Below are 26,772 nucleotides of genomic sequence, written 5' to 3' on the forward strand. Positions count from 1 at the left end.
TGACCACAGGTAGATGGGTCGACGCTGCATGGATCGACAGCCTCGGCGTGCTTCTCCACCCGGGTGATCCCGCGAACGCCTTCGGACTGCAACGGAATGAGTTGCCGCCAGCAACGTATTGGACCGTCTTAGGCATGCTGATCGCTCTGCCGCTGACGTGCGGCACGGTCTTCGGTCAGCTGATTCTGCGTAGAAGAGCGGGAGCCGCGAGTCGAGGACGTGCTCTTGCCCGTCGGCCAGGGCTCGCCACCAAGGCTGACATCGAAGCGACGGTTGGTCGTCTGCAGGTCGTACGCCGTGGACATGCGGCGCGGCCGCTCGCGCCAAGCGGTTCGCCTGCCGAGGTCGGGAATCTGCTCGGGCACTCTCGGAGGCGTGAATGCTGGGCTTCGGTCGAGGACTCGGTGATCGTCGTCGGTCCTCCTCGCGCAGGCAAGGGACTCCACCAGATCATCGGCACCATCATCGATGCGCCAGGCGCAGCTGTCACGACATCTACCCGACCCGACAACCTGCTCGCCACCCTCGGGCTCCGCCGAAGGACTGGACCGGTCGCCATCTTCGATCCCCAAGGACTCTCAAAGGCAGAGGGCATCCGATGGTCCCCGGTCCGCGGCTGTGAGAACCCGACAACTGCCATGGTCAGAGCCAGCGGCCTCGCTGCGGGCGCGGGCTTCGCCAAGGGCGGCGTCAGTGACGGCGCCTTCTGGCACGGACAAACTGAGATGGCCCTGCGCGGTCTCCTGCACGCTGCGGCGATCGACGACACCGGCATCTCCCAGCTCTACCGGTGGGGACTCGAGCCGGCGTCCGCGATCGAAGCCGTCACCATCCTCAACCAGTCTTCGCTGGCCGCCGAGGGCTGGGGCGACACCCTGGACGGAATAGTCAGGATGGAGAGCCGCACTCGCGACGCCATCTGGGCCGGCGTCCGATCAGCCCTGTCCGCTCTCGCCGATCCAGCCGTCCGCAAGGCCTTCGACCCACCGCAGGGGGAGGGCCTCGACCCGAAGAAGTTCATCCAGGAGAAGGGCACCATCTACCTCCTCGGAACAGGCGCCGGCGCCAGTGCGACCTCGTCCTTCATTGCCGCGCTGCTCGAGGACATCACCGAGTCAGCACGTCAGATGGCCGCGGGCAATGCTGGCGGCCGACTCGAACCACCGCTAGCCATGGTGCTCGACGAGATCGCCAACCTCTGCGCAGTACCGTCTCTCCCGGGCCTCATGGCGGACGGCGGCGGCTCCGGCATCTCCACGTTGGTGGTCATCCAGTCCCTCGCCCAAGCCCGCGACCGCTGGGGCGAACAAGCCGCCGCAGCAATGTGGGACGCCGCCACCCTCCGCCTCATCCTCGGCGGCTCCGCCCAGCCCCGCGACCTCCAAGACCTCGCCGCTGTCTGCGGCGAACGAGACGAAGAACTCCGCAACTGGAGCCGCGGCGCCGACGGCGGCCGCACTATCTCCACCAGCACCCGCCGGCTCCCAATTCTCCCGCCGGACGTCATTCGCACACTGCCCTTCGGCACCGGCGTCCTCCTCGCCCGTACCGCCCCACCAATCCTCCTGAAGATGACCCCATGGCCAAGCCGCCCAGACGCCGACCAGATCCGCCGCAGCATCCTCGAAACCTCACGCCCAATGACCTAACCAAGGCTCTAGGCCTGATCCCAACAAACGACCCGTACGTCATCTGCTGGCGCGACCTAGACACCGCAGACCTGGCCGACGAGCTCGACCGCCTAACCACCTGGGTCGACTGGGCAACCGACCGCTACCGCCTAGACCACAAGGTCATCCCACCCTGCTGGTCCAACCACGGAGCCCTGGTCGAAGAACTCTCCGCCCTCCGCACCTTCTGGGAAGCCTGCTACCTAGAAGACGCATCCCCTTCGGACCCTCTGAACTTCCACCGAGACCTAACCCTCGCCCTCCGCCGCCTCCGAGACTGGAGCTCCATTCTCGGCTGCTCCCGAACCACCCACCGACCCGAGCCGTAGCTGTGCGGGCCATTACGATCCACCGCTGGCGCGGGTCCGAATTTGCAGGTCGTTGCAACCGGTAGGGCGGACGGCTCAGCGTCGATCTGCGGAGCGCCCTCCTTGAAGGACGGCCCCTCGATGGCGCTGCGCGTCCAGCTGCCTTCACCGTATCTGACCGTATTCACTGTCGACTCGAAGAAGACGTCCGCGATGAGCGGCCATTCTCGGTTAGGGGAGGCCCCTCAACTACGATTAAGCCGACACCGTTGTCTCCAACCTTTCGGAGTGCACTCCAGTTCGCTGCGCGGCGGGGTCCTGTAGCGATGCCGGCCGAGCACTGGCCCGGCCGGAATGGGAGCGGAGACAGGCACCGGCTCCCGACGGCGACCTCGCGCTGTGTAGCTCACCCCACGAATCAATCGACGCCTTCTGAGGAGTTACCAGCTGATGCCCACGCAGTCAGAGTTGAATGCTTTCGACATCGACCGGATCCGGCAAGACTTCCCTATCCTCAGTCGAAAGATGCGTGGTGGGCAGCGGCTCATCTACCTCGACTCAGGCGCCACGTCCCAACGCCCCGTACAAGTGCTCGATGCAGAGCGAGACTTCGTACTGAACCATCATGCGGCCGTGCATCGAGGTGCTCATCAGCTCACCGAGGAGGCCACGGACCTCTACGAGGAGGCGCGCCGCACAGTCGCCTCTTTCATCGGGGCGCGCGAAGACGAGATCGTCTTCACCCGTAACACCACCGAGGCTATCAATCTGGTGGCGTATGCCATGAGTAACGCTGTGACGGCCGAGCCGGGCCTCACCGAACTTGCGGTCGGGCCGAAGGACAAGATCGTGGTCACGCAGATGGAACACCACGCCAATCTCCTCCCATGGCAGCAACTCGCGCGCAGGACAGGCGCGACACTGGAGTGGTTCGGGGTGACTGATGATGGGCGCTTGGACCTGGATGACTTGGACAAAGTGGTGTCGGAGAACACCCGGATTGTCGCTGTGACCCATCAGTCCAACGTCCTGGGCACGGTCAATCCTGTCGACATCATCGCTCGGCGTGCTCACGAGGTAGGAGCGCTGTTGCTGGTAGACGGCGCGCAGTCTGTGCCGCACCAGCCCGTGGACGTACGGACGTTGGGGGCCGATTTTCTCGCCTTCTCAGGGCACAAGATGCTCGGCCCAACGGGAATCGGCGTGCTTTGGGGGCGCCATGAGTTGCTCGCGGCCATGCCGCCGTTCCTTACGGGTGGCTCCATGATTGAGACAGTGACCATGGAGGGTGCGACGTTCCTTCCACCCCCTCAGCGCTTCGAGCCCGGCGTGCCTATGGCCCCCCAGGCGGTGGCTCTCGCCTCAGCCATCAACTACCTGCAGGACATCGGTCTCGACCAAATCAGCGCCCACGAGGACGCGCTGACGCATCGGACCCTTGACGTGCTCACGGACATCCCCGGCGTAGACATCATCGGCCCCTCCTCCATGGAGAGCCGCGGCGCGACGGTGTCTTTCACGGTAGAGGGCATCCACCCGCACGACGTCGGCCACGTCCTAGACAGCCTCGGCGTGGCAGTGCGGGTCGGCCACCATTGCGCGCGCCCCCTCTGCATCCGCTACGGCATTCCGGCGACTACCCGGGCGAGCTTCTACCTGTACAACACGGAGCAGGAGGTCGACGCACTCGCAACCGGCGTGCGGGAGGCAAGGCGCTTCTTCCTGGGAGCATGATTTCCTGACCAGCATCTGGGCATCGTGAGCGGATCTACGCTCACGACACCAATGTCGATGTCCGCTCTTGGTTGGCCTCCCAAGCCGACGAGCGGAGATATCCAGCCCGAGACGTGAGCGTCACCTGCACTGTTGTATGCACCTGCGAAGACGACGCCGGCAGCCGACCCGCCCACACTGCGGGCGGTTGCCGCCTTTCATCTACCGCCGTCTCACGTGACGGCATGCCTGTCAGTTCGCTGCGCTACCTATCGTCATCTGGCAGGCGGCTAGCTGCCCATCGGCTGCTCGCAAGCTGGGCATTGCAACAACCTGCAACTCGGTAGCTCCGAGTGACGACCTGGACTAACCTGGAGCAACTTCGCCCCTTCCCGGCTCAGCGGCTCGCTAGCGATGTCCATAAGGCTCGTTCGGGCCTGCTGACCACGAGTTGCTGCTCCACGTCTACCTGAAGTTGTTGGACTGCTCCATACCCCAACCCGTCGTCGACCAATACAGCCACACGAGCCTTGATCTCCACATCGTCTCAACTCCCCATAGCAGGGGCGCCGTCCATATCAAGTGCAGGGCTCCTCAATGCGGAGTGCGCTCCGCGGCATCCCGAGGGGCTATGGCTTCCGGCCTACGTTCCGGCAGCTCTGCCATGCCACTCAGCATCTGGGCAGGGCTATTTTTGAATGTCACCCAGGCATCCAAAAGGAGTCCTGCCGGCGTGCGCCTGCCGCCTTTCGGACGCACCCCGTATGTGATTGGAATTTGATTATCCCACTGTGTGATAGTGGCCTGGACAAGTGATTGCGGGCCATGCTCCCCTATAGAGTAACGTGATAAGTTCTTTCGGTGGTTCGGTCTTTTGGAATCGATGCCACACGTGTCCTTGGCGTAGGCGGAAAAAGCTGACAGTCTCTGCCATGCCAGTCGTCTAACGCTTGATAGCGCTCGCCTATCACACGCTTGCCCGAGGGAGGCCGTCTTGGAGTGGAATGGAATGCCTGGAGGCGTTGGCCTCGACATAGGGGCGAGTAAATGGGTACTGGTCGACCAAAAGAACCCAGCAGTACAAATACGCGGCCGCACGGCGGATGATCCGATCCAGTGTCTGCGTGAGATAAACGCTGCCCTCCTTGATAATGTCGGACCGACAGTTCCTCTGGGTATCTCATTTCCAGGCTCGCTCAACAAGGAGGGAGTCGTGGAATCGTGGCCGAGGCGGCCTACCTGGGTTGGCTGTCAGCTATTTGAAGGAATGCCGTGGGCTGATCCATGCATCACGCTGGTGCTCGATGATGGGATCTGCGCTGCCCTCGGCGAAAGACGCAGGGCCGGCGAAGGGCTCGACAGTTACCTTTGCCTGACCTTCGGCACCGGCCTCGGCGGCGTGGCCGTGGTCGACGGTCTGCCACGCGGTAGCCGATCGGGTGGTGCCCGCACGTTCGGGCATCTGCGGGTGCCTGGAGTCACCACTCCGTGCCCCTGTGGGCGACAAGGTTGCCTTCAAGCGGTAGTCCTCGGAGAGCGGCGAGATCGTTCCACGCTCGAGGAACTCCTGGCAGGCGCTAGGCGCGGATACCTCAGTACGGTCGTCGCGGATTTCGTTACTGCCTCCGGACTTGACGGTGTGGTTCTGACCGGCGGCCTCCTCGGGCATGTCCCGGAATTTGCCGACTTCCTTCTCCGCGAGCTCACCGAAGAGTTCGCTGGTACTGGTTGCGATGCGCGATTGTCGTCGCGACCTCACGAATCTGCGTTGCTGGGTTCATTGGACCTAGCCGTGGCTGCTACTGGCGGGAGCCTTGATGCCTCCTTTGATTATATTCGACCTCGACGGGACGCTGATCGATTCACGGAACGTCATGGAAGAGTCCTTCAGGGAAGCGTTCATAGCTGTAGTAGGAGGCAACGGTGAGCCTCCTCTGGACGACTTTTATGACCTATTGGGCGATTCCTTTCCCAATATCCTGAGGCGATTAGGATTGCCGCAACAGATGGCACCGGTCTTCAAGGCGGCAGCACAACGCAGAATCGCTGATATTGATGCTGTGCCGGAAGCGCTGGATGCCTGCAAAGAACTGCATCGGCGAGGAATCACTCTTGCTATTCTCACCGGAAAAGACAGGGAGCGCACGCACGAGATATTGACATACTTTTCCATTGATCGGATCTTTGGAGCGGTGGCCGCCGGGTCCGACGGCTTCACCCCGAAGCCGGCGCCCGATGGCGTGCTGTTGCTCTGCGGAACCTTGGGGTACGACCCGAGTGACTCCGTGGTCGTCGGCGACTCAGCGTTCGACATACAGTCTGGCCGGTCCGCGGGAGCCAGGACCGTCGCGTGCACATGGGGAATGGGCCGCGTTGAGGAACTAAAAGCCGCTGAACCAGATGGTTTCCTCCAGCATCCCAGTGAACTGCTGCCGTACTTGCTAGAAGCCATCGCGTGAGGGTGCAGGTGCGGCTACGGCACGGAGACCATGGCCATATCGCTGGGGAGGGTACCCGTTGAGTGAACAGACGCTCAGGGTGGGCATCGTGGGCGCGGGATGGATCGCCCGGAAGGCGCAGCTCCCCTACTTCGCGGACCGCCGCGGCATCCGACTGGTCGGCATCGTGGACCCTCTGCCGGACACTGACGTGGTTGCCCGTGATTGGGGCACCACAACCTACGCATCGCTCGAAGCGCTAATACCAGACGTTGACGTGGTGTGCGTATGTACGCCCGGCCCCACACACGCTGAACTCATACGAATCTGCCTGCTGGCTCAAAAGCATGTCATCTGCGAGAAGCCCCTAGCCATGACAAGTGGTGAGGTTGCGGAACTCATGGGGCTTGCCCGCCGGAACGGCGTCGGCATGTTCTGCTGCATGACGAACCGGTACCGAGCCGACGTTCAGTACATGGCGCAACGCATCAGGGAGGGTTCCATCGGAGCGCCCCGCATGCTCACCTTCTCCTGGCTGCGTTCCAGAGGAGTTCCGGCGCGTCCTGGCCCGCTCAGCCAGGGGGTTTTGTGGGACCTGGGTTCACACCTTGCGGACCTAGCGTTGTGGATGACTGAGTGGGACCCGACGGAATCGGCGGTGACCGCCCAGGCCACGCGGCTGCGCCCGGCGGGCGCCCCGTTGGTCGCCTCTTGGTACGGAAGTGCCTGTGTCGACGTAACGCCGCCGGCTTACGACACGGTCCTGCTCACCGCGCAGGGAACCGACGGCACACTGTGCCGTATCGAGGCGTCGTGGGACTCAGGTCTGCCGCATGACATGTGCCGGCTGCTCGTCGTAGGGGAAGCGGGCGCCCTCATGCTTCAGACGGTGTTCGGGTGGAGCCCCCACCGTCAGACGGTCGAGACGCCCGCGCTGAGCATGAGCCATGACGGCGGCCCCTGGACGCCTTCGTACGTACCGCAAGATCGTCAACACACTGAGTACTCGGCGCAGTTCGATCACCTGATCGGGGCTGTGCGGGGGAACACGACCTGGATCACTGACATGGAGCCGACACGGAAGTCCATACATCTGTTGGAGAGGGCTGAGGGGATCTTGGAACAGGGAAGGCCCATATGACTAGAACAGCGCCAGCCCAATTGGCCATTCGAGGCGGCCAACCCCTACGAACCCAGCCTTACCCTGCATGGCCTCGACCTGATGATCGATCGGAGCAGGCGGTACTCAAGGTTCTGCGCAGTGGTCATTGGTGGCAGTCTGGCGGCGGCTCGGCGGAGCGGCTGGAGGAGTGGCTCACCTCGTACCATGGTGTCGGCGCCAGCGTCGCCGTGGCCAACGGCACAGTGGCGCTAGAGATCGCTTTCCGGGCCCTCGGCGTAGGCCCCGGTGACGATGTCCTGGTACCGGCTCTTACCTTCTTTTCAACCGCTTCCGCAGTGGCGGCGGTCGGGGCCAGCCCAGTGCCCGTCGATGTGTTGCCGGACACGCTCTGCTTGGACGTGGAAGCGGCACGACATTGCATCACGGACAGGACCAAGGCGATCGTTCCTGTTCACCTCGCCGGACAGCCCGCCGATCTCGACGCGGTCACAGCACTGGCCTCTGTGCACGGGCTGTACGTCGTGGAGGATGCGGCGCAGGCCGTTGGCGCCCAGTGGAACCAACGCCCAGTCGGCTCATATGGTGACGTGGCGACCTTGAGCTTCCAGGCAGCGAAGCTTCTTTCTGGCGGCGAGGGCGGTGCCATCCTTGTCAGAGACGACAATGAACTAGCCGAACGTGTCCGGCGCTTAGCGAACTGCGGCAGGGCACGCGGAAGTGCGGCATACGAGCACATCGGCGGTGCTACAAACGGCCGCATTTCCGAGTTCAGCTCAGCACTGGTGCTCGCGCAGACGGCAGACCTCAAGGATCTCAAGGCGCGTCGAGAGGTTGCTGCGCTGTTCCTTGCTGAGGAGCTGGAATCGGCTGGCCTGGGCACTGTCACACGCATCGATGCCCGGGTGACAAGCATGCCTTGGTACATGGTGGTCATCCGTCTCTCGGAGGCCGTCCTGGCCCGAATCACGACTGACGAGTACGCACAAGCCCTGACCGCCGAGGGTGTCCCCGCGAGTCGCATGTACAAGCCCTTCCATCAAGCGGCCGCCTTCGCGGGCACGGCGACCGCCTTGGCCGTCTGCCCCGTCGCAGAGGACGCGGCGCGCAGCTCGGTGTGGCTACACCACCGTCTGTTGCTCGACGGCAGATCCGGCATCCGCGACATCGTTGACGCGATGCGCAAGCTCGATCACTACTACCGATCACACGACACCAACACAAAGGACCAGCTGTGAACCAGACTCCGGAATGGGTGCTCGGCCTCGGTGGCTCCTCCCACGAGTTCTCCGCCGCACTCATGTACGGCGATGACATCAAAGTCGCCATCGAAAGCGAACGCATCAGCAGGGTGAAGCACGGACGCGCCCTGTGGTTCCAGAATCCTCTTGCGGGTGCGGTGGACTACTGCCTCCGAGCTGAGGACATCACCCTCGCCGACGTCTCTCGCATCGTCTCCAGCGATCTTCTGCCCTACAAGGTTCGCGACATCTACTCCGGCCACCGACTCACCCTCTACCCGCACCACATCTCGCACGCTGCATCCGTCCACATGATGCTCGACCCGGGCGTACGAGCGGCAGTTTTCGTCTACGACGGAATGGGGTCGGTCACCTCGTCGCGTCAGGATCCGGGGTCGCCCGTACCGCGGGTGAAGAGGGAGACTTTCTCCTTCTTCCAGGCCCAGGACGACCAGCTCACCTACCTGGGCGGCACTCATGGCGAGGGGTTGCTCGAACACGTCGAATACGGGAACGGTGTCACCAATTCCATCGGCTTGCTCTACGAGCTCGTCACCGTTGTTCTCGGGTTTGAGCCCGACGACGTGGGCAAGACAATGGGGCTCGCGGGCCATGGGCAGCCGACCGCCCTGCCTCTGCTGAAGAAATACGTCACGCTCGGCAGCACGTTCGAGGACATCTTCCAGGTCGACTTCTTTTCGGGAGACCTGGAGGGCGCCCTCCGTGAGTTCGTGGAACGCGGCGGCGGCGGCTTCCAAGCGAAGGCCGACCTGGCTGCGAGCGTGCAGGAGTTGCTCAACGAGACCTTGGTGCGCTGCTCCGAGCTGTACGACCCGAACGACTACGACGTTTTCGCCGTGGCGGGTGGCTGTGGCTTGAACACCGTCGCCAACGGTGTCCTCGCTGAACGGTTGCCGGCCGGGAAGAGTCTGCTGGTCGCTCCGCACGCCACGGATGTGGGCCACGCTTTCGGAGCGCTGTGGCTGGACCGGCAGGAGCACGGAGAAGGGTCCTTGGCTCTCACGCTTAACGGAGCCCCGCTCAACCCGGCCATCGGCCGCCCAGGCCGGCGCTACTCCGAGATCGAGATCACCACCGCCGTCAACGCCGTCTACCCACGACTCGCTCTGGACCCCATGATCTCCTCCCCCGAGGGACTTGCGGCTCGTCTGGCCGGCGGCAGCGCGATCGGTGTTTTCAATGGATCATCCGAGATCGGTCCGAGGGCGTTGGGGGGCCGCAGCATCCTGGCCGACCCACGCACCGTCGAAATGAAGGAGCGGATCAACCGGCACATAAAACTCCGCGAGCCCTTCCGTCCGTTGGCCCCCATGGTTCTGGCCGAGGACTTCTCGGACTGGTTCCACCCGGAGGCCACCCGCGACCACTTCATGCTGAAGATCGCTCACGGGACGGAACGCTGCCTCCGCGAGGCTCCTGCGGTTGTCCACGTGGACGGTGGCGCACGCGTACAGGTCGTCGATGACAATACCGACCCTTTCCTGGTGCGCCTGTTGCGGGAGTTCAAGAGGCTTACCGGAGTTCCAGTACTGCTCAACACCTCGTTCAACCGCCGGGGCGAGCCGGTGGTGGAAACCCCAGCTGACGCAATCGACGCGTTCTTCTCCCTGGGTCTTGACGGCCTTTACCTCGACGGGCGGTTCTTTCTCGCCCAGCAGACTGAGGACTGAATGAGCATGCCCATCTCCGTGTGCGCGTTCGTCGAACCGCAGCAGGGCGCAGGCTACGACAAGATCCTGCGCTTCGCGCACGCAGTCGAAGAAGCGGGTTTCGATGGGCTGTTCCTCTCTGATCACTACCTTGCTGAGGGCGAAATCCCTGCTGGCATGGGCCCGTCCGACGCCTGGTTGACACTGAGCGCACTTAGCCGGGACACATCGAGACTGCGACTGGGCACCCTGATGAGCTCGGCCACCTTTCGGCTACCTGGCCCCTTGGCCGTGGCTGCGGCGCAACTGGACCAGATGAGTGGTGGGCGTTTGGAGGTTGGACTTGGCGCAGGGTGGTATGAGGCCGAGCATCACACACATGGGATCCCGTTTCCTTCGGTCGCCGACCGGTTTGCCCGATTCACCGAACAGTTGGAGATACTGCGTGGTCTCTGGCGATCCAGCGAAACGGGAAGCTTCAGCTATCACGGTGCCCACTACCGTCTTAAGAACTGCCCCGCGCTTCCAATTCCAGTGCAGCCTGGCGGACCGCCACTCATCGTAGGAGGGCGCGGGCCGCGCAGATCCCCAGCCATCGCCGCGCGATACGCGGACGAGTTCAACATCCCCTTTGCCGATCTGAATGTACTGGTAGATCGGATCGCGAAGGTCAGCGCCGCGTGTACGGCCGTCGGGCGTGATCCGCTCGACCTGCGCATATCCACCGTGTTGACCGTCTGCTGCGGTGCCACGGAGGCGGAGACATCCGTGCGCGAGCGTCGTATGGAGCCCTATGCCGGCGCTGGGCGCGGCGTGCTCGCTCAGGGCTCTCCGGTGGCCGTACTCACCCGGCTCGAGGTCCTCGGCGCGATCGGGCTACATCGCGTCTACCTCCAATTCCTCGATGTGGAGGACTTGGATCACCCGCGTCTGATCGGCGCGGAGGTTATCGCACCGATTCGCGCGGCCCGCCAGGCACCGAGGGTCGCGCGCTGACTGCTTCTACCAACCCGAACACTGCGAATGAGAAGAGGAACGGATATGCCCATCGTCACTCAGGACGAGCGTCCCCCAGGTCCCGGCCGGTTTCCGCTCACCGAGAAGCGCATGCTTCTCGATGAGGGCACCACTTCGAGCCCCGTCTCCATGGGCGAGCTGGTGCTGCACCCAGGCGCCTATGTGCCGCCCCACCGTCACGACGTGGAAGAAGCGTTCTACGTCGTCGCCGGTCACCCCACCTGCATGACCGGCGACGAGGTGTGCCGTGCTGCCCCGGGTGACGCCGTGCTGGCCCCGGCCGGCGCCCTGCACTCGCTCCGCAACGAGACGGCTGAAGACGTCAAACTCGTCTACTTCTACCCGGTGGCAGCCAAGGCCCAGGATCTTGGGATCTCCGCCGACTACCCAGAGTCCACGGCCGACGTCGACAGCTGAACACCACAGGAGTGCGACACCATGTCATCCACAACCGAAGTACCTCAGGCGCCGGCCTCGAAGGCTAGACCGGGGGACTTGGTGGCGCACGCTACCCAGTCCAAGTCTTGGTACCGGCACCACTGGCAGCACCTCAGACTGCTCTACCGGACGACGGTGGTGGAGTGAGCGACCCCATCCGCGTCCCCGTCGCGCTGGGGACTCAGTCCTATGACGTCGTCATCGGTGCCGGGGTGCGACGCATGCTGCCCGACGTGGTGGCCCGGCTATCACCGGGTCGGATCGCGATCGTCACCGCGCGTCGGCCGTCCATGCTGCCTCCGCTCGGCGCGGAAACGAAAGTCATCGAAGTAGAGGAAGGCGAGCATTGGAAAACTCTCTCCACAGTGGAAGACCTGTGCCGGGCATTCGCCCGGCACGGCCTCCACCGGGGAGACTTGGTGGTGTCATGCGGGGGCGGAAGCGTGTCCGACACGGTTGGTCTTGCTGCCTCCCTCTACCACCGCGGCCTGGCTGTGGTCCATCTACCCACGTCCCTCTTGGCACAGGTCGACGCGAGCGTGGGGGGCAAGACTGCGGTCAATTTGCCAGAGGGCAAGAATCTGGTCGGCGCCTACTGGCAGCCCGCGGCGGTCCTGTGTGACACAGACTTTCTCCGCTCCCTACCCAAGCGGGAGTTGCTCAGCGGCTACGGAGAAATCGCACGGTGTCACTTCATCGGGGCAGGGGACCTCCGAAGGCTGCCGTTGGAAGCCCAGATTGCAGCCGGCGTCCGCCTCAAAGCTGCCGTCGTGGCCAAGGACGAGCGAGACACCGGCCCTCGGCATCTGCTGAACTACGGCCACACTCTGGGGCACGCCCTGGAGATCGCGAGTGATTTCGCCTTGCGTCACGGTGAGGCCGTAGCTGTCGGTACAGTCTTTGCCGGTGAGTTGGCAGGGCTCCTCGGGCGGATTCCCGCAGACCGGGTGGCCGAGCACCGTGAGGTCGTTAGCCACTACGGGCTTGACTGTGATCTCCCTTCCGGCGTCAGTCCCGATCGACTGCTCCTGCTCATGGGACGGGACAAGAAGGCGTCGGGCCGGGGACTCAGTTTCGTTCTCGACGGGCCAGAAGGCCCCGAATTGGTGATCGACGTCCCCCCGGCCAAGGTGCGGGGTGCACTGGACTCGATGATCCATCCGCGCCGATTGGAAGGTGTGACGCGTGAATGACGGTGTCAGGGTTCTCACTTCGGCGGCCGAACTCGCCGAGGCGGGGTGGGACGACCTGCTGCAACCCGGCGACTACTACCTCTCCACCGAGTGGCTGAGGGCGATTGAGCAAGGGGAGGGGGCCGCCGCGTCGTACCCCACGGTGTGGCGCGGTGGGGAGTTGGTCGGGGGAGTGACCACCCATCCTCTTGATGCGAAATCCTCACCGTTCTTTCGCGTTGATGTGCTCTTGGCCGAGCACGCCCCCAGTTCGTCGCTCGTCGGGGCGAACGACCCACTGCTCCCAGTTCTGACGTGCGGAGGTCGGCATCTGGGCACATCCAAAGTGCCTGTCCGCGCCGACCTGTCTCCTGCCGAGCGCCGCGAGGTTCTCGACGCACTTCTGGGCAGCCTGACGGAGCAAGCAGGAGAGTCCAACGCTGCCGCCACCGCGTTCCTCGCCGTCGACAGCGCGGATACTCCGTTGCTAGATGCTCTGGATGCCGCCGGGTATGTCGGCTTTCCCAGCGCCGTACATTCCATACTTCGCTTGCCGCCCGAGGGCTTCGAAGCCTATGTGCAAGGGCTGGACAAGCGCGGGCGCAGGTATGTGAGAACAGATATGAGGAAAGTGGCGGCGGCGGGCTATACCTTCGAGGTACGAGAGCTAAACGAGGAACTGGCTCACACAATCGCACCGCTGGAATCGAGTCTCAACGAGAAGTACGACGGTGTCACCGCCACCGCAGAACTCGCGTACCGCCACCTTCGCTACCTCGAGTGGTTGCCGCGGGGTATGAAGGTCTTACTGGCGCTATCGCCGGAGGGGGCGGTGCACGGATCGATCACCTTCCTCGATTGGCGAGGCTGCCTCTTCGTTCGGACTTGGGGCAAGCACCCCACCGTGCCGGAGAACTTTCCCCTCTACTTCAGCACCGTCTACTACGAACTCATCAAGTGGGCCTACTCAAACGGATACCACACTATTGATCACGTGACCCATCAAGAAGAGGTCAAGCGGTCGCGTGGATGCACCCAAACACACAAATTCGCCGCCCTGCACGGAGTAGCGGCGGCCGTTCATCAACAACTGACCCGAGAATTCCCGCACCTCGTTAGCGCGGTTAGACAGGAGAACAACCATGACTGACCGGGTTGCATTGATCACAGGATTCACCAGTGCGATAGGAACCGAGGCAGCCCAGTCGATGGCGCGACTGGGCTTCCTGGTCGCGGTTACCGGACGTCAGCCCGCCGACCATCCGACGGTGGCCAAGGCGATGGCGAACCTACCTGCAACGAGCAGGTATTTTCCGGCGGACCTCACACGTGAGGGTGACGTGGCAGCTTTGGTGTCCCAGGTGACGGAAACCTTTGGTCGCCTCGACGCGGCATTGAACAATGCCGGCGGAACTCTCGGGGTGAGTGGCCCGCTCAGCGGCCTCAAGGTGCAGGATTGGCACCGTGTGGTTGAGGTGAATCTCACCAGCGTTATGCTTTGCCTTAAGCACCAGATGCGGTGGATGAGTGAAAACGGTGGTGGCTCAATCGTTTGCACATCCGGCGTACTTGGACACGACGCCGCTGCGGGAATGAGCGCGTATGTCGCCGCAAAGCATGCGGTTATCGGACTGGTAAAGGCCGCCGCGTTGGAAGGCGCACCCCTGGGGATCAGGGTGAATGGGCTTTCGCCAGGCATGAGTGTGCGCAACGAACCCGACGACGTCATGCTCAGTCGCGAGCGGGCGGCGGAGCAAAAGGTTCCCCTGGCCCGCCTTGGGACTGCGGCGGAGATCGCCCAGGCAGCGGCATGGCTCTTGTCCGAGCAGGCATCGTTCGTCACCGGCCAGTGTCTGGTGGCTGACGGCGGCTGGCTGGCACAAATCTGATGCGGAGGCGTGGGGGTACACAGGGATGCTCTTCGGTATCTCCGGCAACCGATCGTGATCTGGGAGCCGAGACCATCGATGAACTTACCCGGGTTGGGGCTGAGTTGGCGATCGACTTTGGCATTGACGGGCCCGAGTTGACCTGTCTGGCTCACGCGCACAATGTCACCTTCCGCGTGGACGGTCTGCGCCGTGGGCAGCGTCGCTCGTACAGCCTCAGGCTGTACAGGGCCGGCATCGGAACAACGGACCGGGTGGCTGCTGAGAGCCTCATCCTGTCGCACTTGCACGACCATGGGGTGGCCGCTCCCGTCCCCGTGCCGGACCAGACCGGGACCACAGTGCACACCACGCGCGCGGTACGGAACGGCAAGCCCCGTACAGCACTCCTGTGTAACTGGATCGAGGGTGAGATCCCCACGACCGAAGTGTTCCGCGCAGCGCCCGACCGGCTCGGGCGGGAACTCGCCAGAGTGCACGAGGCTCTCGCTGCACTCGATTCACGACAATTGCGCGCTGCGCGGCCGCGCTGGGATGCGGCAGGGATGGACGGCCGCGTCGTGGGAGCCGACCCTGACCTCGCCGACACGATCGCGACTCCCGTCGAGCGCGCTTTGCTGCGAAGGGCACGCTCGACGGCGGGAGCGGTCCTGGACTCTCTGGTGCTCAGCGGGCACCGCGCGAGTCTGATACACAGCGACCCACGGCGCGCGAACGTCCTGGTCGCATCAGGTGAATTCGCCTTCATCGACTTCGAGGGATGCGGTTGGGGACAACCCGCCTACGATTTCGCCGTCCTGATCTCGGACCTTCTGCGCGACCAACCCCACGGCGACAAAGGAGAATTCCTTGCTTCAGCGCTCGCCGCCTACCGTGAGCTGCGAACTCTGTCGGCCGAGCAGGAGGAAGCTGTTGCCCCTCTCCTTGCGGGACGCCTAGCCGTGCACCTGACGTGGTACCTGTCCAGCACCGCCGACCCCCTCTTCCCACGCGACGTCAACTTCCGTGCTCTTCAAGCCGAACTACTCGCACGGACCCTGCCGGCCCTGCGGACGAATCCAGCACTCCACCGCCCTGTCACTCCGACCCGGAAACTACCCACATGACCAGCAGCGAGCACACAGATATGAACATTGTTGACATGTCGCGCCAAGTAGCCGTGGTGGTCGACGGCTACGCCATGGGTAAGTACCTCCCAACGGCATTCGCCGCACACGGCATAGACGTGGTGCATGTTCAGAGCACACCCTCCTGGATGAAGCGGCTCACACCGCCGGACCTTGGCCCCTATCGAGCCAACGTCCCCTGGACAGACGAAGAGGACGTCGCCGCTCGACTACGGCAGCATCGACTCATAGCCGTGGTACCAGGAATTGAACCCGGCGTCCCTGCGGCCGACCGGCTCAGCGAACTGCTTGGTCTGCCTACCAACGGAAGCGCCCTTTCTGCTGCCCGCAGAAACAAATACCTGATGATCGAGCGGCTACGTGAGGCCGGACTGCGGTGCGCCGATCAGGTCCTGGCCGACTCCGTCGACAAGGTCGTTGCGTGGGCCCGAGCGCGTGATGACTACCCCGTCGTGGTCAAGCCGTTGACCTCAGCCTCCACTGACGGCGTCTCCATCTGCCACAACGATGACGATGTCGCCCAGGCGGCCAAGGACGTCCTGTCCAGCAGTACGATCTTCGACGCAGTCAACACCCACGTACTGGCCCAGTCCTTCTTGGAGGGTGACGAATACATCGTCGACACGGTCAGCCGTGACGGCCGCCACTACGTCTGCGGTGTGTGGCGTATGGACAAGATCTTCCTTGGCCCCAACAAGAAGATCTACGGGCGTGATGTCCTGATCGATCCCGACACAGAACTGGTCGCACGCCTCGACGCCTACACACGTGACGTCCTCGACGCGCTGGGCATCACCCACGGACCTGGGCACGCCGAGGTAATGATGACGTCCCAAGGCCCTGCACTCGTCGAAATCGGTGCCCGTATGGACGGTCACCTCCATGTTGACTTCCATCAACGCTGCCTCGGCCACGACCAAGCCCAACTCACCGCGCTGGCCTATGCGGACCCGGAGCGCTTCATAGCAACGTACGCCGACGGCCGCTATCGCAAGCACCAGGAGGCCATACTCTTCAGCGCGCACTCAGCGCGCACCGGTCACGTTGAAGGACTTGAGCCGGCGACGGTTCAGGAGATCGAGAACCTGCCTTCCCTCCAGCTCCTCACGCCGCTGCTCAGGCCAGGCAGCACTATCACCCCGACAGTGGACCAAACCGTCATCCCATTCCGCGCCTATCTGGCCGGAGACGAATGGCAGCAGGTGGAGAAGGACTACCTGCGGATCGAGGAACTGCAGGACCGGCTATACCGAATCTCGGACAGCGCCCCTGGCAGGCCGGAGCAGCCGTCTTGATCGACATGGGGAACAGTGCGCTGTTGCGCGTACAGGTTGGGAACTCACTGAGCGCCTTCGGTCACGGCTTCACCATAATCTTCCTCTTTATCTATGTCTCGGAGGTACGGGGACTTGGCCCCGCCGTCGCGGGAGCGGTCATGTCCACGCTAGCCGTTGCCGCACTCTTCGCGCTGCCGTTCGCCGGGAGGGTAGTTGATCGCAAAGGCCCCATACCTGTTGCCGTAGGCGGGGCGGTGGGAGCGGCCGCTGGGGCCGCCGGACTAGGGCTGTCCAGCGCGGAAATCCCGATGTTCATCTCGGCATCCCTGCTGGGTGCCTCTATGGCAATCGTGTCTCCCGCACTGGCCACACTGATCGTCCACTGCACGACGACCGCCACCCGATCCCGCGCCTTCGCCGTCCAGTTCTTCCTGAACAACCTCGGCATGGGGATGGGTGGCCTAGTCGGTGGCTTCGTTGCCGACCCGAGTAGTCCCTCCAGCTTTCTACTGCTCTTCTTGGGCGAGGCGGCTATGTTCCTTGTTCTCGGCGCCATTACGGTCTCCATCAGGCTGCCTGGAAGCGAGCTGGAACCTGCCGATGCGCGGAGAGCGCTGGACGACAGTCCCCACACATCTGCTCGCGTCGTCCAAGAGTTCACGCGGGAGGGACACGTCCTGCGTGACCGGCGGATGTTGCTGATCTGTGTCCTGGGTTTCGTCCTATTCTTCGTGTGCTATGGCCAATTCGAGTCGGGTCTCCCCGCTTATGCAGTCGAGAGCGTGGGTCTGTCGACGAAGACCCTGGGGCTCGCTCTCACGGCGAACACCGTGCTGATCGTCCTGTCCCAGTTCGTCATTCTCAAGCTCACCCACGGCCGCCGGAGAAGCAGCGTCATCGCGCTCGTGGGGTTGCTGTGGTTCGTGGCATGGCTGCTTGCTGGACTCGCGACCCCAGCGTCCAACGACCGTACGGCGGCAGGCGCCCTCATCATCACGACGTATGCGCTATTCGGCATCGGCGAGGCAATGCTCTCTCCCACCCTGGGGCCTTTGGTCGCCGACATCGCGCCTGCGAACCGGATCGGCTCATACAATGCGACCTTCACCTTCTTCCGCTACACGGCCCAGGTCTGCGGTCCTGTTGTCGGAGGCCTGTTGATCGGAGCGGGGCTACACACTTCGTACATCGTGGTCCTCACCGTAGCCGCGCTGCTGGTGTCCGTGCTCGCGCTGACAACGAGGCGACTACTCGCCCGCGAACACGACAGACCGACAAGAGCAGTGGTCACGTAGGCGGCCGTCTGTACGCACGTCCTTTGACCTGCCCTTTGTCGCCATAGGCTGGTCTGCCGCCCGGAGCGACCAGCATGGGACTCGCTGACAGCTGGCGCCGACGCCGATCTGGTCCGCACCGACGGCCGCTGATGTCCCGTCGACCATCAGCAACTACCACCCCGGTGAGCGTCCTTGATCGTCCAGGTCGGTGAGTTGCTCGCTTTCCCCAGATCTGCCGCTCAACGGGAAGAGCCAAAGCACTGTCCACCATGCGCGACGCTGTCCGGCGAGACAGTCTCGGCTGAGTTCCACACGACAGCCGCACGATGGGGTGAGTGGGCCGACGTCGGAACATTGACGCGGAAGCCATCGGTGGGGGGTGTCCCTATGGGGTTGGTCAAGCGGCGCGGAGCGTGGGTGGTTGGTAGTGGGTGTTGGTGCGGAGCATGGCGAACAGGACGTCGCAGCGGCGTCGGGCCAGGCAGATGAGGGCGGCGTTGTGGCTCTTTCCCTCTGCGCGTTTGAGTTTGCGGTTGCCGCTGCGGGCGGGGTGTTCGCCGCGGATGCTGGAGCCGGAGTGGTGGGTGACGGGTGCGATGCCGGCGTAGGCGGCGAGGTGGCCGGAGGTTTTGAAGGCGGAGGCGTCGCCGATCTCGAGGAGGAGGCGGGCTGCGGTCCTGATGCCGATGCCGGGCATCGCGATCAGGACCTGGGCAAGAGGGTGCGCATCAAGGATCTCCTCGACCTCGGCTGCGACGGTCTTTCGCTGGGCCAGCACGGTTTTGAGGCTCTCGGCCAGCCTGGGTAGGACGGTGTCGGCGGCATTGGTGCCTGGGACGACGACGGTTTGCCCGTCGAGCGCGCGGACGATGTCATCGACCAGTTTGGCTCCCATCCTGGGTGCGTGCTTGGTCGCGATCGCGGTCAGTTTCCGGCGGCTGGCCGAGCGGATTCCGGTCGGTCCTCCGCAGCCGATGAGGATCTCCAGTACTGCGGGTGTGCGGCCTTGGGCCTAGTACTCGCTCCAGCGCGGGGTGGATCCCGGTGAGTAGGCCGCGGATGCGGTTACTGAGCCGTGTGGCTTCGGAGGCCAGATCGTCGTCGTAGCCGACGAGCACGTCCAGCTCGGCCAGCGCTTCGGCGCCGGCGTTGATCCGGCGCAGCATGCACGTGCGGCAGGGTCCGGGCGGCGTCGGCGATGATGAACGCGTCCCGGGCATCGGTCTTGGCGTTGCCCGGGTACAGATCGGCGATCCGGCGCATCGCCAGTCCAGACAGATAGGCGACGTCGTGGCCACAAGTCCCGGCCACGGTGACCGGCAGCGCGCCGACCGTGGCGGGCTGATTGAACCGTCCCGCCACCGCCGTGATCGCAGCCCACTCAGAGTCGTAATCCTGAACGTGCTCGGTCACCAGACGGACCGCCTTGACCCTGGTCTGCTCGTCGTACTTGCTCGGCATAGATGCCACCTTCCCAACGAAGGAGGTGTGCATCAAACCCGGGGTGGTTCAATGAGTTTGTCGATGCCCTTGATCTCCGGGACGCGTCCCACCTGACCCAGATCGTCATCGTTCAGCCGCATGTCAGTGGGACGACGTTGCGAAGGCTCAAAGACGAGGCTGCGGACGGTAAGACGAGTGACGACCTCCTGCGCCTCCACCGCCTCGAAGGAATGCTCCTGTCCGCGAGGGCGACGGCGCTTGGCATGAGTGCCGATCTTGAGGTTATTGGAGCCTTGATCTAGGGCATGTGCTGAGCGACCGTTCAGCGCCGCTGACATGGTTTGCGTCCGTTGGTGGCCACCGGGATGAGTTGCAGCGACGATGTCCCGTCAATAGATCCTGCGGGGGAGTAGCCGTGGCGTCGCTGGTGTCGGTAGTTGGTCGGCGAGGGGTAGCGGCTTTTCGGAGCCGAGGGATGGGAAGTCAAGCATGCCGAGGCTGGATGCGTGGGAAAGGCAAGCTTGGAGAAGGTGAGCTGTGGCGGTGGCATCGCCGAGCGCGGTGTGGCCGGCGTTGAGGGTGATGCCGTGGGCGGCGCAGCAGGACCCCAAGGCGAGTGAGTCGGTCGCTCCCAGGCGGCGATTTAGTTCGAGGGTGCAGAGGGTTGCCCAGTCGGGTGGCTCGACGTCGGCGCGTTCGTACTCGGTGGTTAGGAAGGTCAGGTCGTACGCCGCGTTGTGCGCTACGACTACGCGTGCGGCGAGGAGGCCTGTCAGCCAGTCAGTGAGTTCCGCGAAGTAAGGTGCGTTCGCTAGATCGTCGGAGTGCAGTCCGTGGATTTGGGTTGGGCCGGCGCCGCGGCCGGGGTTTACGAGGGTGCTCCATTGGCCGGTGATGTGGCCATGTGGGTCGGTGTGGACGATGGCGATCTCGATTACGCGGTCGTCGAGGTGGCCGGCGAAGCCGGTGGTCTCGAGGTCGATCACGGCGAACGGAGTTTCGCCGAGGCGAGGGTAGGTCGGGGCAGCGGGCGACGGATGATCGTCGAGCAGGATTGATTCGATCCCGAACTCGGCGGTGGACAGGTCGCGAAGAGTCGACCAAGCTCCCGGTACATCGAGGCTGTGGGCAGCGTAGGCCTTGGCCAGGAGGTGGTCGGAGAGGTATTCGTCGTACTTGTCTCTGTGCTTGTTGCCCACGCTCGCGGCAAGAATCTCTGGGTCCGGCTCGGATTTGGCGGCGAGGTTGCGGAGTACCGTCAGGGCGTCTTCGGCGGTGCTGTCGTTGATCTGCAGGGCGACGCCGTCGAGGCTGACTCTGAGGCCGGCATTGTTCAGGGCGACGGCGAGGGTGTTGAGGATTCGATCTCCACGCCAGCAGAAGACGAGTGTGTCGTTGCCCCAGGCCACGATCGGGTGCTGATCGAGGCCGAGCCGCCGATAGGATGCGCGCGCCTGGTCGAGAAGCCCTTGGGCTTCGTTGTTGAGATAGACGGGTACGTCGGAGGACTCGTAGATGGAGCGCATTCGCTGCCGCACGAGGTCGGCGACTTCGCCGCCGCCACCGGAGAACATCGGAGGGCGGCCACCGCTGGAGCGTGTCAGTTCGATGATGCGGGATCGGCTGTCGACGTCGACTACCTGCCAGCGGCGGCCGGCGAAGATCAGCAGGCCTCCGACCAGTACGGGATAGTCGACAGGGATGGAGCCGAGGGTTCGGCCGCGGGTGACGAGGCGGTACTCGTCGGCGGTCTGGAATGCGGTGTAGAAGCTGTAGTGGTTGACGAGTTGGTCGCCACGCTCGCCGTGCAGCAGCAGCCCGTCGCTTGACTGGGTGAGAAGCTCGCTCGTGCCGAGGTCGCTGAGCAGATCGACAAACGTTGCCTTGTCGACGCGCGAGAACGGTCCGGTGCCGCACAGGGTTGTGTAGAGCTGCTGGGCTGTTGCTCCTCCGTGCTGGGCGATCATGGAGAGAATCTGCTGAGTCAAGGTCGAGAGGTGTAAGGCGCTTGTGTTGGGCGGCTCGAACCAGCGGTCTTTCAGCATGAGCTCGACCATGGCGATGCTCTGGACCAGCTGCGCGCGGAGTTGGTCGGCCGGCGGGGTCCGCTCAGTCAGTTCGCCTTCGGAAACGTAGATGCGCAGTATTGCGGGTTGATCGCGTCGGCCGGATCGGCCGAGTCGCTGGCGCAGCGCGGCGACGCTGTAGGGAGCGCCGATTTGGGCGACGGCATCTGTACTGCCGATGTCGATCCCCATCTCGAGGGTCGAGGTGCAGACGGCAGTGGTGGGCGTATCGAGTGCGCGCAGGCGGCGCTCGACGTCTTCGCGGTACTCCTTGGACAGGTTGCCGTGGTGAGGGAAGAACTCGTTGGGCACCGAGCGGTCTTCGGACATGCCATGGAGGATGTCTACGTAGGCTTCGACAGCTGATCTCTTGTTGGCGAATACCAGGTTGTCTTTGCCGCGGAGTGTCGCGTAGAGGTGTTCAGCGATCGACCTAGCGTCGTTGGCGTGTATCGGCGCTTCGTCGTCAGGGCTGACCTCCACGGTTGCGGCCTTGGGATCGGTCTTCACATAGCCACGCAATTGCAGTTTGATCTCGGCGATGTCGCCGCCTGGGTTGTCGATGATGGATGCGAGCTGTCCGTGCCCCGGTCGGAGAAAGTCGGCGGCGACTGCGAGGTCGGACAGCGTCGCTGACAGGCCGATGCGGGGAACTCTTCGGCGGATGGCGAGTTCGAGCCGGTGCATCAATGACTGGAGTTGGGCGCCGCGTTCGGTACCGATGAAGTCGTGCAGTTCGTCGACTACGAAGTACTGCAGGCCGGCGAACACGGCGGGGAGCCGGTGTCCTTCCCTGACGAACATCGCTTCGAGCGACTCCGGAGTGATGAGCAGGATGCCGTCCGGGTTCTTCATCAGAGTGCGTTTGCGACCGCCGGCGACGTCTCCGTGCCATGGATGCACGGGGACATCGATGCGTTCCCCGAGTGGCTCCAGGCGTAGGTGCTGGTCGTTGATCAAGGCCTTCAACGGTCCGAGGTAGAGCGCCTTGATGCCTGGCTGCTTCTTGATCTCCTGGTCCGCGAGTCTGGAACAGATCGGAAGCCAAGCGGCTTCAGTCTTGCCGCTCGCGGTCGCCGCGGCGATGACAACGTCCTGGCCGTCGAGGATCGGCCCGACGGAGTGTGCCTGGACCGACCTGAGCCGGTCCCAGCGTTGCTCGTAGATCCATCGTTGAACGCCTGGGTGCAGTCGATCGAAGGCGTTGCCCGGATCTGCGGAGGCTGTGGTCACAGCCTGAAGTTCGTCAGCTCGTCGTCGTCGCGTGCCGCGCTCGGAGGGGACCCGGCCTCGTCCGGAAGGGGTTCGAGGTCAGGGTTGGACTCGGCTGCCACCGGCAGTGAGCCGATGATGTGCTCCCATCGCTGATCTGGGTTCTGTTCGAGGATCGCGAGCAGGTCGAGGAAGCTGCGGATGGTGTTGCGTGGTGTACGGAAGTAGGCGTCGCCGATTTTAGACGAGCAGTGGTTCATGAACGCGTGCAGGCCTTCGGCCGGAAGGAGGTAGGCCTCGTTGTTGCCGGAGGCGTGTACGTGGACCAGCTTGCTGAGCAGGACGTACAAGTCCTCCGGGGTGAGCGAAGCCAGCCTGATGACTGGCCCGGTGAGATCGGTTCGGCCGTTGGTCGCGAAGGTGTTCTCGCTGAGGCGCGACTGCAGGGCGGTGTACGAGTAGAGACCGCGGCGGCTGTCGGTGAGGAAGTCCGGTGTTCCGCCGAACAAGAACCCGATCCCGGCCGCAGACCCTTGCAGGGCGTCATTGAGAATCCGCAGGATCTGTTCGTAGTTGGAGTTGCGGGCCTGGCTGTTGGCCAGCTTATACAGGTTGACCATCTCGTCGAGGCCGACGAGCAGTCCGTCGAAGCCTGCCAGCCGGACGAAGCGGGCCAGGAGCTTCAGCTGATCGTAGAAGTTGGCGTCGTCGATGATCGTCCGTACGCCGAGCGCCGCGCGGGCGTCGGTACGGGTGGTGAACTCTCCGCGCAGCCAGCGGACCGCGTCCGACTTGAGCTGTTCGTTGCCGGTGTCATGCCCTTGCCAGTACTTCGCGACGACATCGGCGAAGTCATACCCGCCGGTCAACTCGGTCAACTGGCCGAGGCCGGCGCGGATCACGGCTTCCGGCGAACGACCGGTCTCCCTCGCTTCGCTGAGGGCACTGGTGACAAAGCGCTCGACCACGCTGCCCATGGCTCCGCCGTCGGGCTTGGCGCGGGTGGCCATGTTGCGCATCAACTCGCTGTACAGGCTGCGGGCCTGGCCGCCGGTGGCGTGCAGGCGCCGGTCGGGGGAGAGGTCGGCATGAACGGTCACCAGCTTCTTCTGCAAGGCAACGGATCGTACGAGCTGCAGAAAGAATGTCTTGCCCGAGCCGTACTCTCCGATGACGAAGCGAGCGGCCGAGCCGTCGTCGGCGATTCGGTCGATGTCGGCAAGCAGCGCGGTCAGTTCGCCTGCGCGGCCCACCTGGATGTGGTGCTGTCCGATCTTCGGTACGACGCCCGCGCGCAGCGAGTTGATGATGGCGTCGCGGTCGCGTGGGCGGATGCGCTCGGTGTTGGCCGTGGTGTTGATGGTCATGCGAGGAGCTCCTGCCGAGCGAAGTCGTTGATGGTGAGTGTGTCGTTGCCGTCGTCTTCGACGAATGGCTCGTCGGTGGCGTCCAGCGCTGCTTCGTTGAGGGTGTCGAGCGCGCCGTCGGGCATTACGCCGTACTGGGCTGCGACTTCCTCGAACTCGCCCCGAGTCCACGCATCGCGGCTTGCAAGCCTTCGCAGGATTGTGGAGTGGATGGCGTCGAGTCCGGCAATTGACGGGGCGTCAGATGGTACGAGGTCAACTGGTGTCGTCGCCTTGGGCGTGATGGTCTCCGGTTGATCTTCGCTGAATATATCGGTCAGCAATGCGGAAACCTCGGCGGTCTCCGCGAACTTGGCTTCGATCGCTGCAAGGTCCAGCGTGATGCCTTGATCTGAACCTGAGGTGCGCCGGTGACGGGCCTCCACCGCTTCGGGTTCCTGGATCGGATAGCCCGCATCGGGTACGCCGGCAGGGCGAACCGTGACCGGGCCGGTCGCGGGCTCCGGACGATGGGAGGTACCGCCCGAAAGGTGAGCGTGGAGGCGACTGTGGACCTCTGACGGATCGAAGGAAAGGAGGCGGAAGATCTTCGTCAGGCTGGCGACCTCGTCGGGTGAGATGACGCCGTCTGCCGCCGCAACGCTGACCAGGAGCTCGGCGAGCGCCTCCCGTTGCGGTCTGTTGAGAGCTTCGATCCGCCGCTTGAGACCGGTGAGCTTGATGTCGCTGGCGGTCAGCCACAAGAGGTGAGCCTCGAGCCGCGTGCGCTCGCCTGCCGTCAGCTGGAGTGACGATTTCAGGTGAGAGACGAGATGAGTCTGTTCGGCCTCACTGATCGTCCCGTCGGCCGCCGACACAGCGGTGGCCAGATGTAGGAGCGTGGTGGCGGCCGCATAGCTTGCTGTCGCCGTGTTCGGTGGGTCGTCTGTGGCGTGGAACAGTACGACAGGTGTTGCAGGTGTGATCGCCGGTCCGCCGAGGCGTATGTCGGGCTCGATGGCCAGGTCGAACTGGGCCAGGAGTTGGGCCAAAGCGACAGCCTCCTGCTTGGCCATCCGTTCGGGCGACTTGATCGGCCAGCGGGCTAGGAGTACGTCGCCGCTGACAACCCGGCGGGTGTCGGCCAGATCGGTCGCCCAACTGCGCAGCCGGCCAACCTCCCCTGAGGGTTGACCCAACAGCTCACGCGGCAAAAGCGCGGCCGCTGCGACGGTGCCGCGACCTTCCGGGTTGCGGCCGAGGTACCGGCTGTACGGCTCGAGATCGTCCATTGCCGCGTGAGCCAGGGATGCCAGTTGCCGGCGGGCGCCGAGGTCGTCGAAGACATTGGGAATGTTGGTGGTCAGCGTCGCGGAGGGGATGCCCTGGCTCGCGGCGTAGTACTCGAGGCCGACGGTCGTTTGCCCAGGCCTGACCACGAGACCTGCCTTGTACTTCGCCGCGTATCTCGCTTTGAACAGCGTGACGAACTCGTCCGTGCAGCGGGTGGCTGCGGTTCGCAGCGAGACGTCGGGGTGATACCAGGCCCAGGCCAATGCCCAGTCACCGGGGATCGGCTGGCCGCTGGACGCAAATGTGCCGAGCTGAACCAGCAGCGATGGCGGCGGCTGCCACCGGTCCTCGCGGGTGAGTGGCGGCAAGGCCTGTGATTCGGTGGGTGTCAGCACATCGAGCAGACCGAGGAATCTGGTCGCGTAGCGATTGAACGAGTCGTTGGCACCGTAGATCGAGAGCAGCCGCTGCACCTCGCCACGTAGCTGCGGCAGTTCCCAGGCCAACGTCGGATCGTTCGCGATGTCCACGAGTACACGTCGTTCGATGCCGTAGTAGTACAGGAATACGTAGCCGATGTACGCGCTCGGATGGTTGCGACCAGTGGCCAGCCAATGCAGGTAGGCGGCTCGCGCCTCCGGAGCTATCTCGTGGTACGAGGGCCAGTACCCCATCGAGGTACCCGCGAAGTCCGGCCGGCTGTGATTCAGCTTAAGGCTCGGGTTGATAAGAGCCGGTTCGAACATGCCGGCCGGCGCAGTCAGCCCCTGGCCGACGTACAACATCCCACCCGGCAACTGCACACGCCCGATACTTGTCTGCGCCCCCGGACCAACCCAGTGCGCATGCCGCGTCAGCCAGTGAACGGCAGGCGGCGACGTCGGTAGCGAGCCCGCCTGCCCCTGCCCGATTGGTGCCTGCGGAACCGACTTCCGCAAACGGTCGAGTAAGCCCACCCTGCGTCCCCCCTTGGATCTCGGGTGCTGCGTCCGGAACCATACACGCGAACGCAGGCACCCGGCAGGGCAGAAGGTCACTCGTAGTGAAATCGACGC

At 64.0% G+C, this 26,772-nt stretch carries 20 protein-coding genes and 1 pseudogene; 15 read left to right on the forward strand and 6 right to left on the reverse strand.

Annotation, left to right across the window (positions count from 1 at the left end; all coding sequences use genetic code 11):
- Window positions 1-128 precede the first annotated feature (128 nt).
- Window positions 129-365, reverse strand: coding sequence for a hypothetical protein (locus ACIA12_RS01580; RefSeq protein WP_396366037.1), 237 nt, complete (start codon window positions 363-365; stop codon window positions 129-131).
- 39 nt (window positions 366-404) lie between these two features.
- Between ACIA12_RS01580 and ACIA12_RS01585 the strand changes: the two genes are divergently transcribed.
- From ACIA12_RS01585 to ACIA12_RS01655, 15 genes are all read left to right on the forward strand, one after another.
- The gene (locus ACIA12_RS01585; protein WP_396366017.1) at window positions 405-1,649 is read left to right on the forward strand and encodes a type IV secretory system conjugative DNA transfer family protein; all 1,245 of its coding nucleotides are present in this window, start codon (window positions 405-407) and stop codon (window positions 1,647-1,649) included.
- Between the two features lie 779 nt (window positions 1,650-2,428).
- Window positions 2,429-3,712, forward strand: coding sequence for a cysteine desulfurase (locus ACIA12_RS01590; protein ID WP_396364845.1), 1,284 nt, complete (start codon window positions 2,429-2,431; stop codon window positions 3,710-3,712).
- 988 nt (window positions 3,713-4,700) lie between these two features.
- On the forward strand, window positions 4,701-5,618 hold the full coding sequence (locus tag ACIA12_RS01595) for an ROK family protein (protein WP_396366018.1): 918 nt from the start codon (window positions 4,701-4,703) through the stop codon (window positions 5,616-5,618).
- A complete protein-coding gene (locus ACIA12_RS01600) occupies window positions 5,509-6,150 on the forward strand; it encodes an HAD family hydrolase (RefSeq protein ID WP_396364846.1) in 642 nt (213 codons plus the stop codon). Before ACIA12_RS01595 ends, ACIA12_RS01600 begins: the two co-directional genes overlap by 110 nt.
- 58 nt (window positions 6,151-6,208) lie before the next feature.
- A complete protein-coding gene (locus tag ACIA12_RS01605; RefSeq protein WP_396364847.1) occupies window positions 6,209-7,270 on the forward strand; it encodes a Gfo/Idh/MocA family protein in 1,062 nt (353 codons plus the stop codon).
- A complete protein-coding gene (locus ACIA12_RS01610) occupies window positions 7,267-8,487 on the forward strand; it encodes a DegT/DnrJ/EryC1/StrS family aminotransferase (protein WP_396364848.1) in 1,221 nt (406 codons plus the stop codon). The genes ACIA12_RS01605 and ACIA12_RS01610 overlap by 4 nt, the downstream gene beginning before the upstream one ends.
- A 17-nt stretch (window positions 8,488-8,504) precedes the next feature.
- A complete protein-coding gene (locus tag ACIA12_RS01615; RefSeq protein WP_396364849.1) occupies window positions 8,505-10,181 on the forward strand; it encodes a carbamoyltransferase C-terminal domain-containing protein in 1,677 nt (558 codons plus the stop codon).
- Between the two features lie 6 nt (window positions 10,182-10,187).
- Window positions 10,188-11,156, forward strand: coding sequence for a TIGR03560 family F420-dependent LLM class oxidoreductase (locus tag ACIA12_RS01620; protein ID WP_396364850.1), 969 nt, complete (start codon window positions 10,188-10,190; stop codon window positions 11,154-11,156).
- Window positions 11,157-11,201: 45 nt separating this feature from the next.
- A complete protein-coding gene (locus ACIA12_RS01625) occupies window positions 11,202-11,594 on the forward strand; it encodes a cupin domain-containing protein (protein ID WP_396364851.1) in 393 nt (130 codons plus the stop codon).
- Between the two features lie 164 nt (window positions 11,595-11,758).
- Window positions 11,759-12,808, forward strand: coding sequence for a 3-dehydroquinate synthase family protein (locus ACIA12_RS01630; RefSeq protein ID WP_396364852.1), 1,050 nt, complete (start codon window positions 11,759-11,761; stop codon window positions 12,806-12,808).
- The gene (locus tag ACIA12_RS01635) at window positions 12,801-13,937 is read left to right on the forward strand and encodes a peptidogalycan biosysnthesis protein (RefSeq protein WP_396364853.1); all 1,137 of its coding nucleotides are present in this window, start codon (window positions 12,801-12,803) and stop codon (window positions 13,935-13,937) included. Before ACIA12_RS01630 ends, ACIA12_RS01635 begins: the two co-directional genes overlap by 8 nt.
- On the forward strand, window positions 13,930-14,676 hold the full coding sequence (locus tag ACIA12_RS01640; RefSeq protein WP_396364854.1) for an SDR family NAD(P)-dependent oxidoreductase: 747 nt from the start codon (window positions 13,930-13,932) through the stop codon (window positions 14,674-14,676). Before ACIA12_RS01635 ends, ACIA12_RS01640 begins: the two co-directional genes overlap by 8 nt.
- Window positions 14,676-15,782 (forward strand): phosphotransferase enzyme family protein, encoded by a 1,107-nt coding sequence (locus ACIA12_RS01645; RefSeq protein WP_396364855.1) that lies wholly within the window; start codon window positions 14,676-14,678, stop codon window positions 15,780-15,782. Before ACIA12_RS01640 ends, ACIA12_RS01645 begins: the two co-directional genes overlap by 1 nt.
- Entirely contained in the window at window positions 15,779-17,098 is a 1,320-nt protein-coding gene (locus ACIA12_RS01650) for an ATP-grasp domain-containing protein (protein WP_396364856.1), read from the forward strand. Before ACIA12_RS01645 ends, ACIA12_RS01650 begins: the two co-directional genes overlap by 4 nt.
- Window positions 17,099-17,103: 5 nt before the next feature.
- On the forward strand, window positions 17,104-18,375 hold the full coding sequence (locus ACIA12_RS01655; RefSeq protein ID WP_396366019.1) for an MFS transporter: 1,272 nt from the start codon (window positions 17,104-17,106) through the stop codon (window positions 18,373-18,375).
- Between the two features lie 379 nt (window positions 18,376-18,754).
- On the opposite strand, the pseudogene ACIA12_RS01660 reads toward ACIA12_RS01655, so the two are convergent.
- The 5 genes and pseudogenes from ACIA12_RS01660 to ACIA12_RS01680 all read right to left on the reverse strand — a co-directional run bounded on the left by ACIA12_RS01660 (window position 18,755) and on the right by ACIA12_RS01680 (window position 26,754).
- A pseudogene (locus ACIA12_RS01660) lies at window positions 18,755-19,818 on the reverse strand (IS110 family transposase).
- Window positions 19,819-19,850: 32 nt separating this feature from the next.
- Window positions 19,851-20,138 (reverse strand): hypothetical protein, encoded by a 288-nt coding sequence (locus ACIA12_RS01665; protein WP_396364857.1) that lies wholly within the window; start codon window positions 20,136-20,138, stop codon window positions 19,851-19,853.
- Window positions 20,139-20,189: 51 nt separating this feature from the next.
- Complete coding sequence (locus ACIA12_RS01670; protein WP_396364858.1) at window positions 20,190-23,099, reverse strand: DEAD/DEAH box helicase; 2,910 nt, start codon at window positions 23,097-23,099, stop codon at window positions 20,190-20,192.
- A complete protein-coding gene (locus tag ACIA12_RS01675; protein WP_396364859.1) occupies window positions 23,096-24,445 on the reverse strand; it encodes an ATP-binding protein in 1,350 nt (449 codons plus the stop codon). The genes ACIA12_RS01670 and ACIA12_RS01675 overlap by 4 nt, the downstream gene beginning before the upstream one ends.
- Window positions 24,442-26,754, reverse strand: coding sequence for a TerB N-terminal domain-containing protein (locus ACIA12_RS01680; RefSeq protein ID WP_396364860.1), 2,313 nt, complete (start codon window positions 26,752-26,754; stop codon window positions 24,442-24,444). The genes ACIA12_RS01675 and ACIA12_RS01680 overlap by 4 nt, the downstream gene beginning before the upstream one ends.
- Window positions 26,755-26,772: the final 18 nt, after the last annotated feature.

Source organism: Kribbella sp. NPDC051620, assembly GCF_044453825.1.
GTDB lineage: Bacteria > Actinomycetota > Actinomycetes > Propionibacteriales > Kribbellaceae > Kribbella.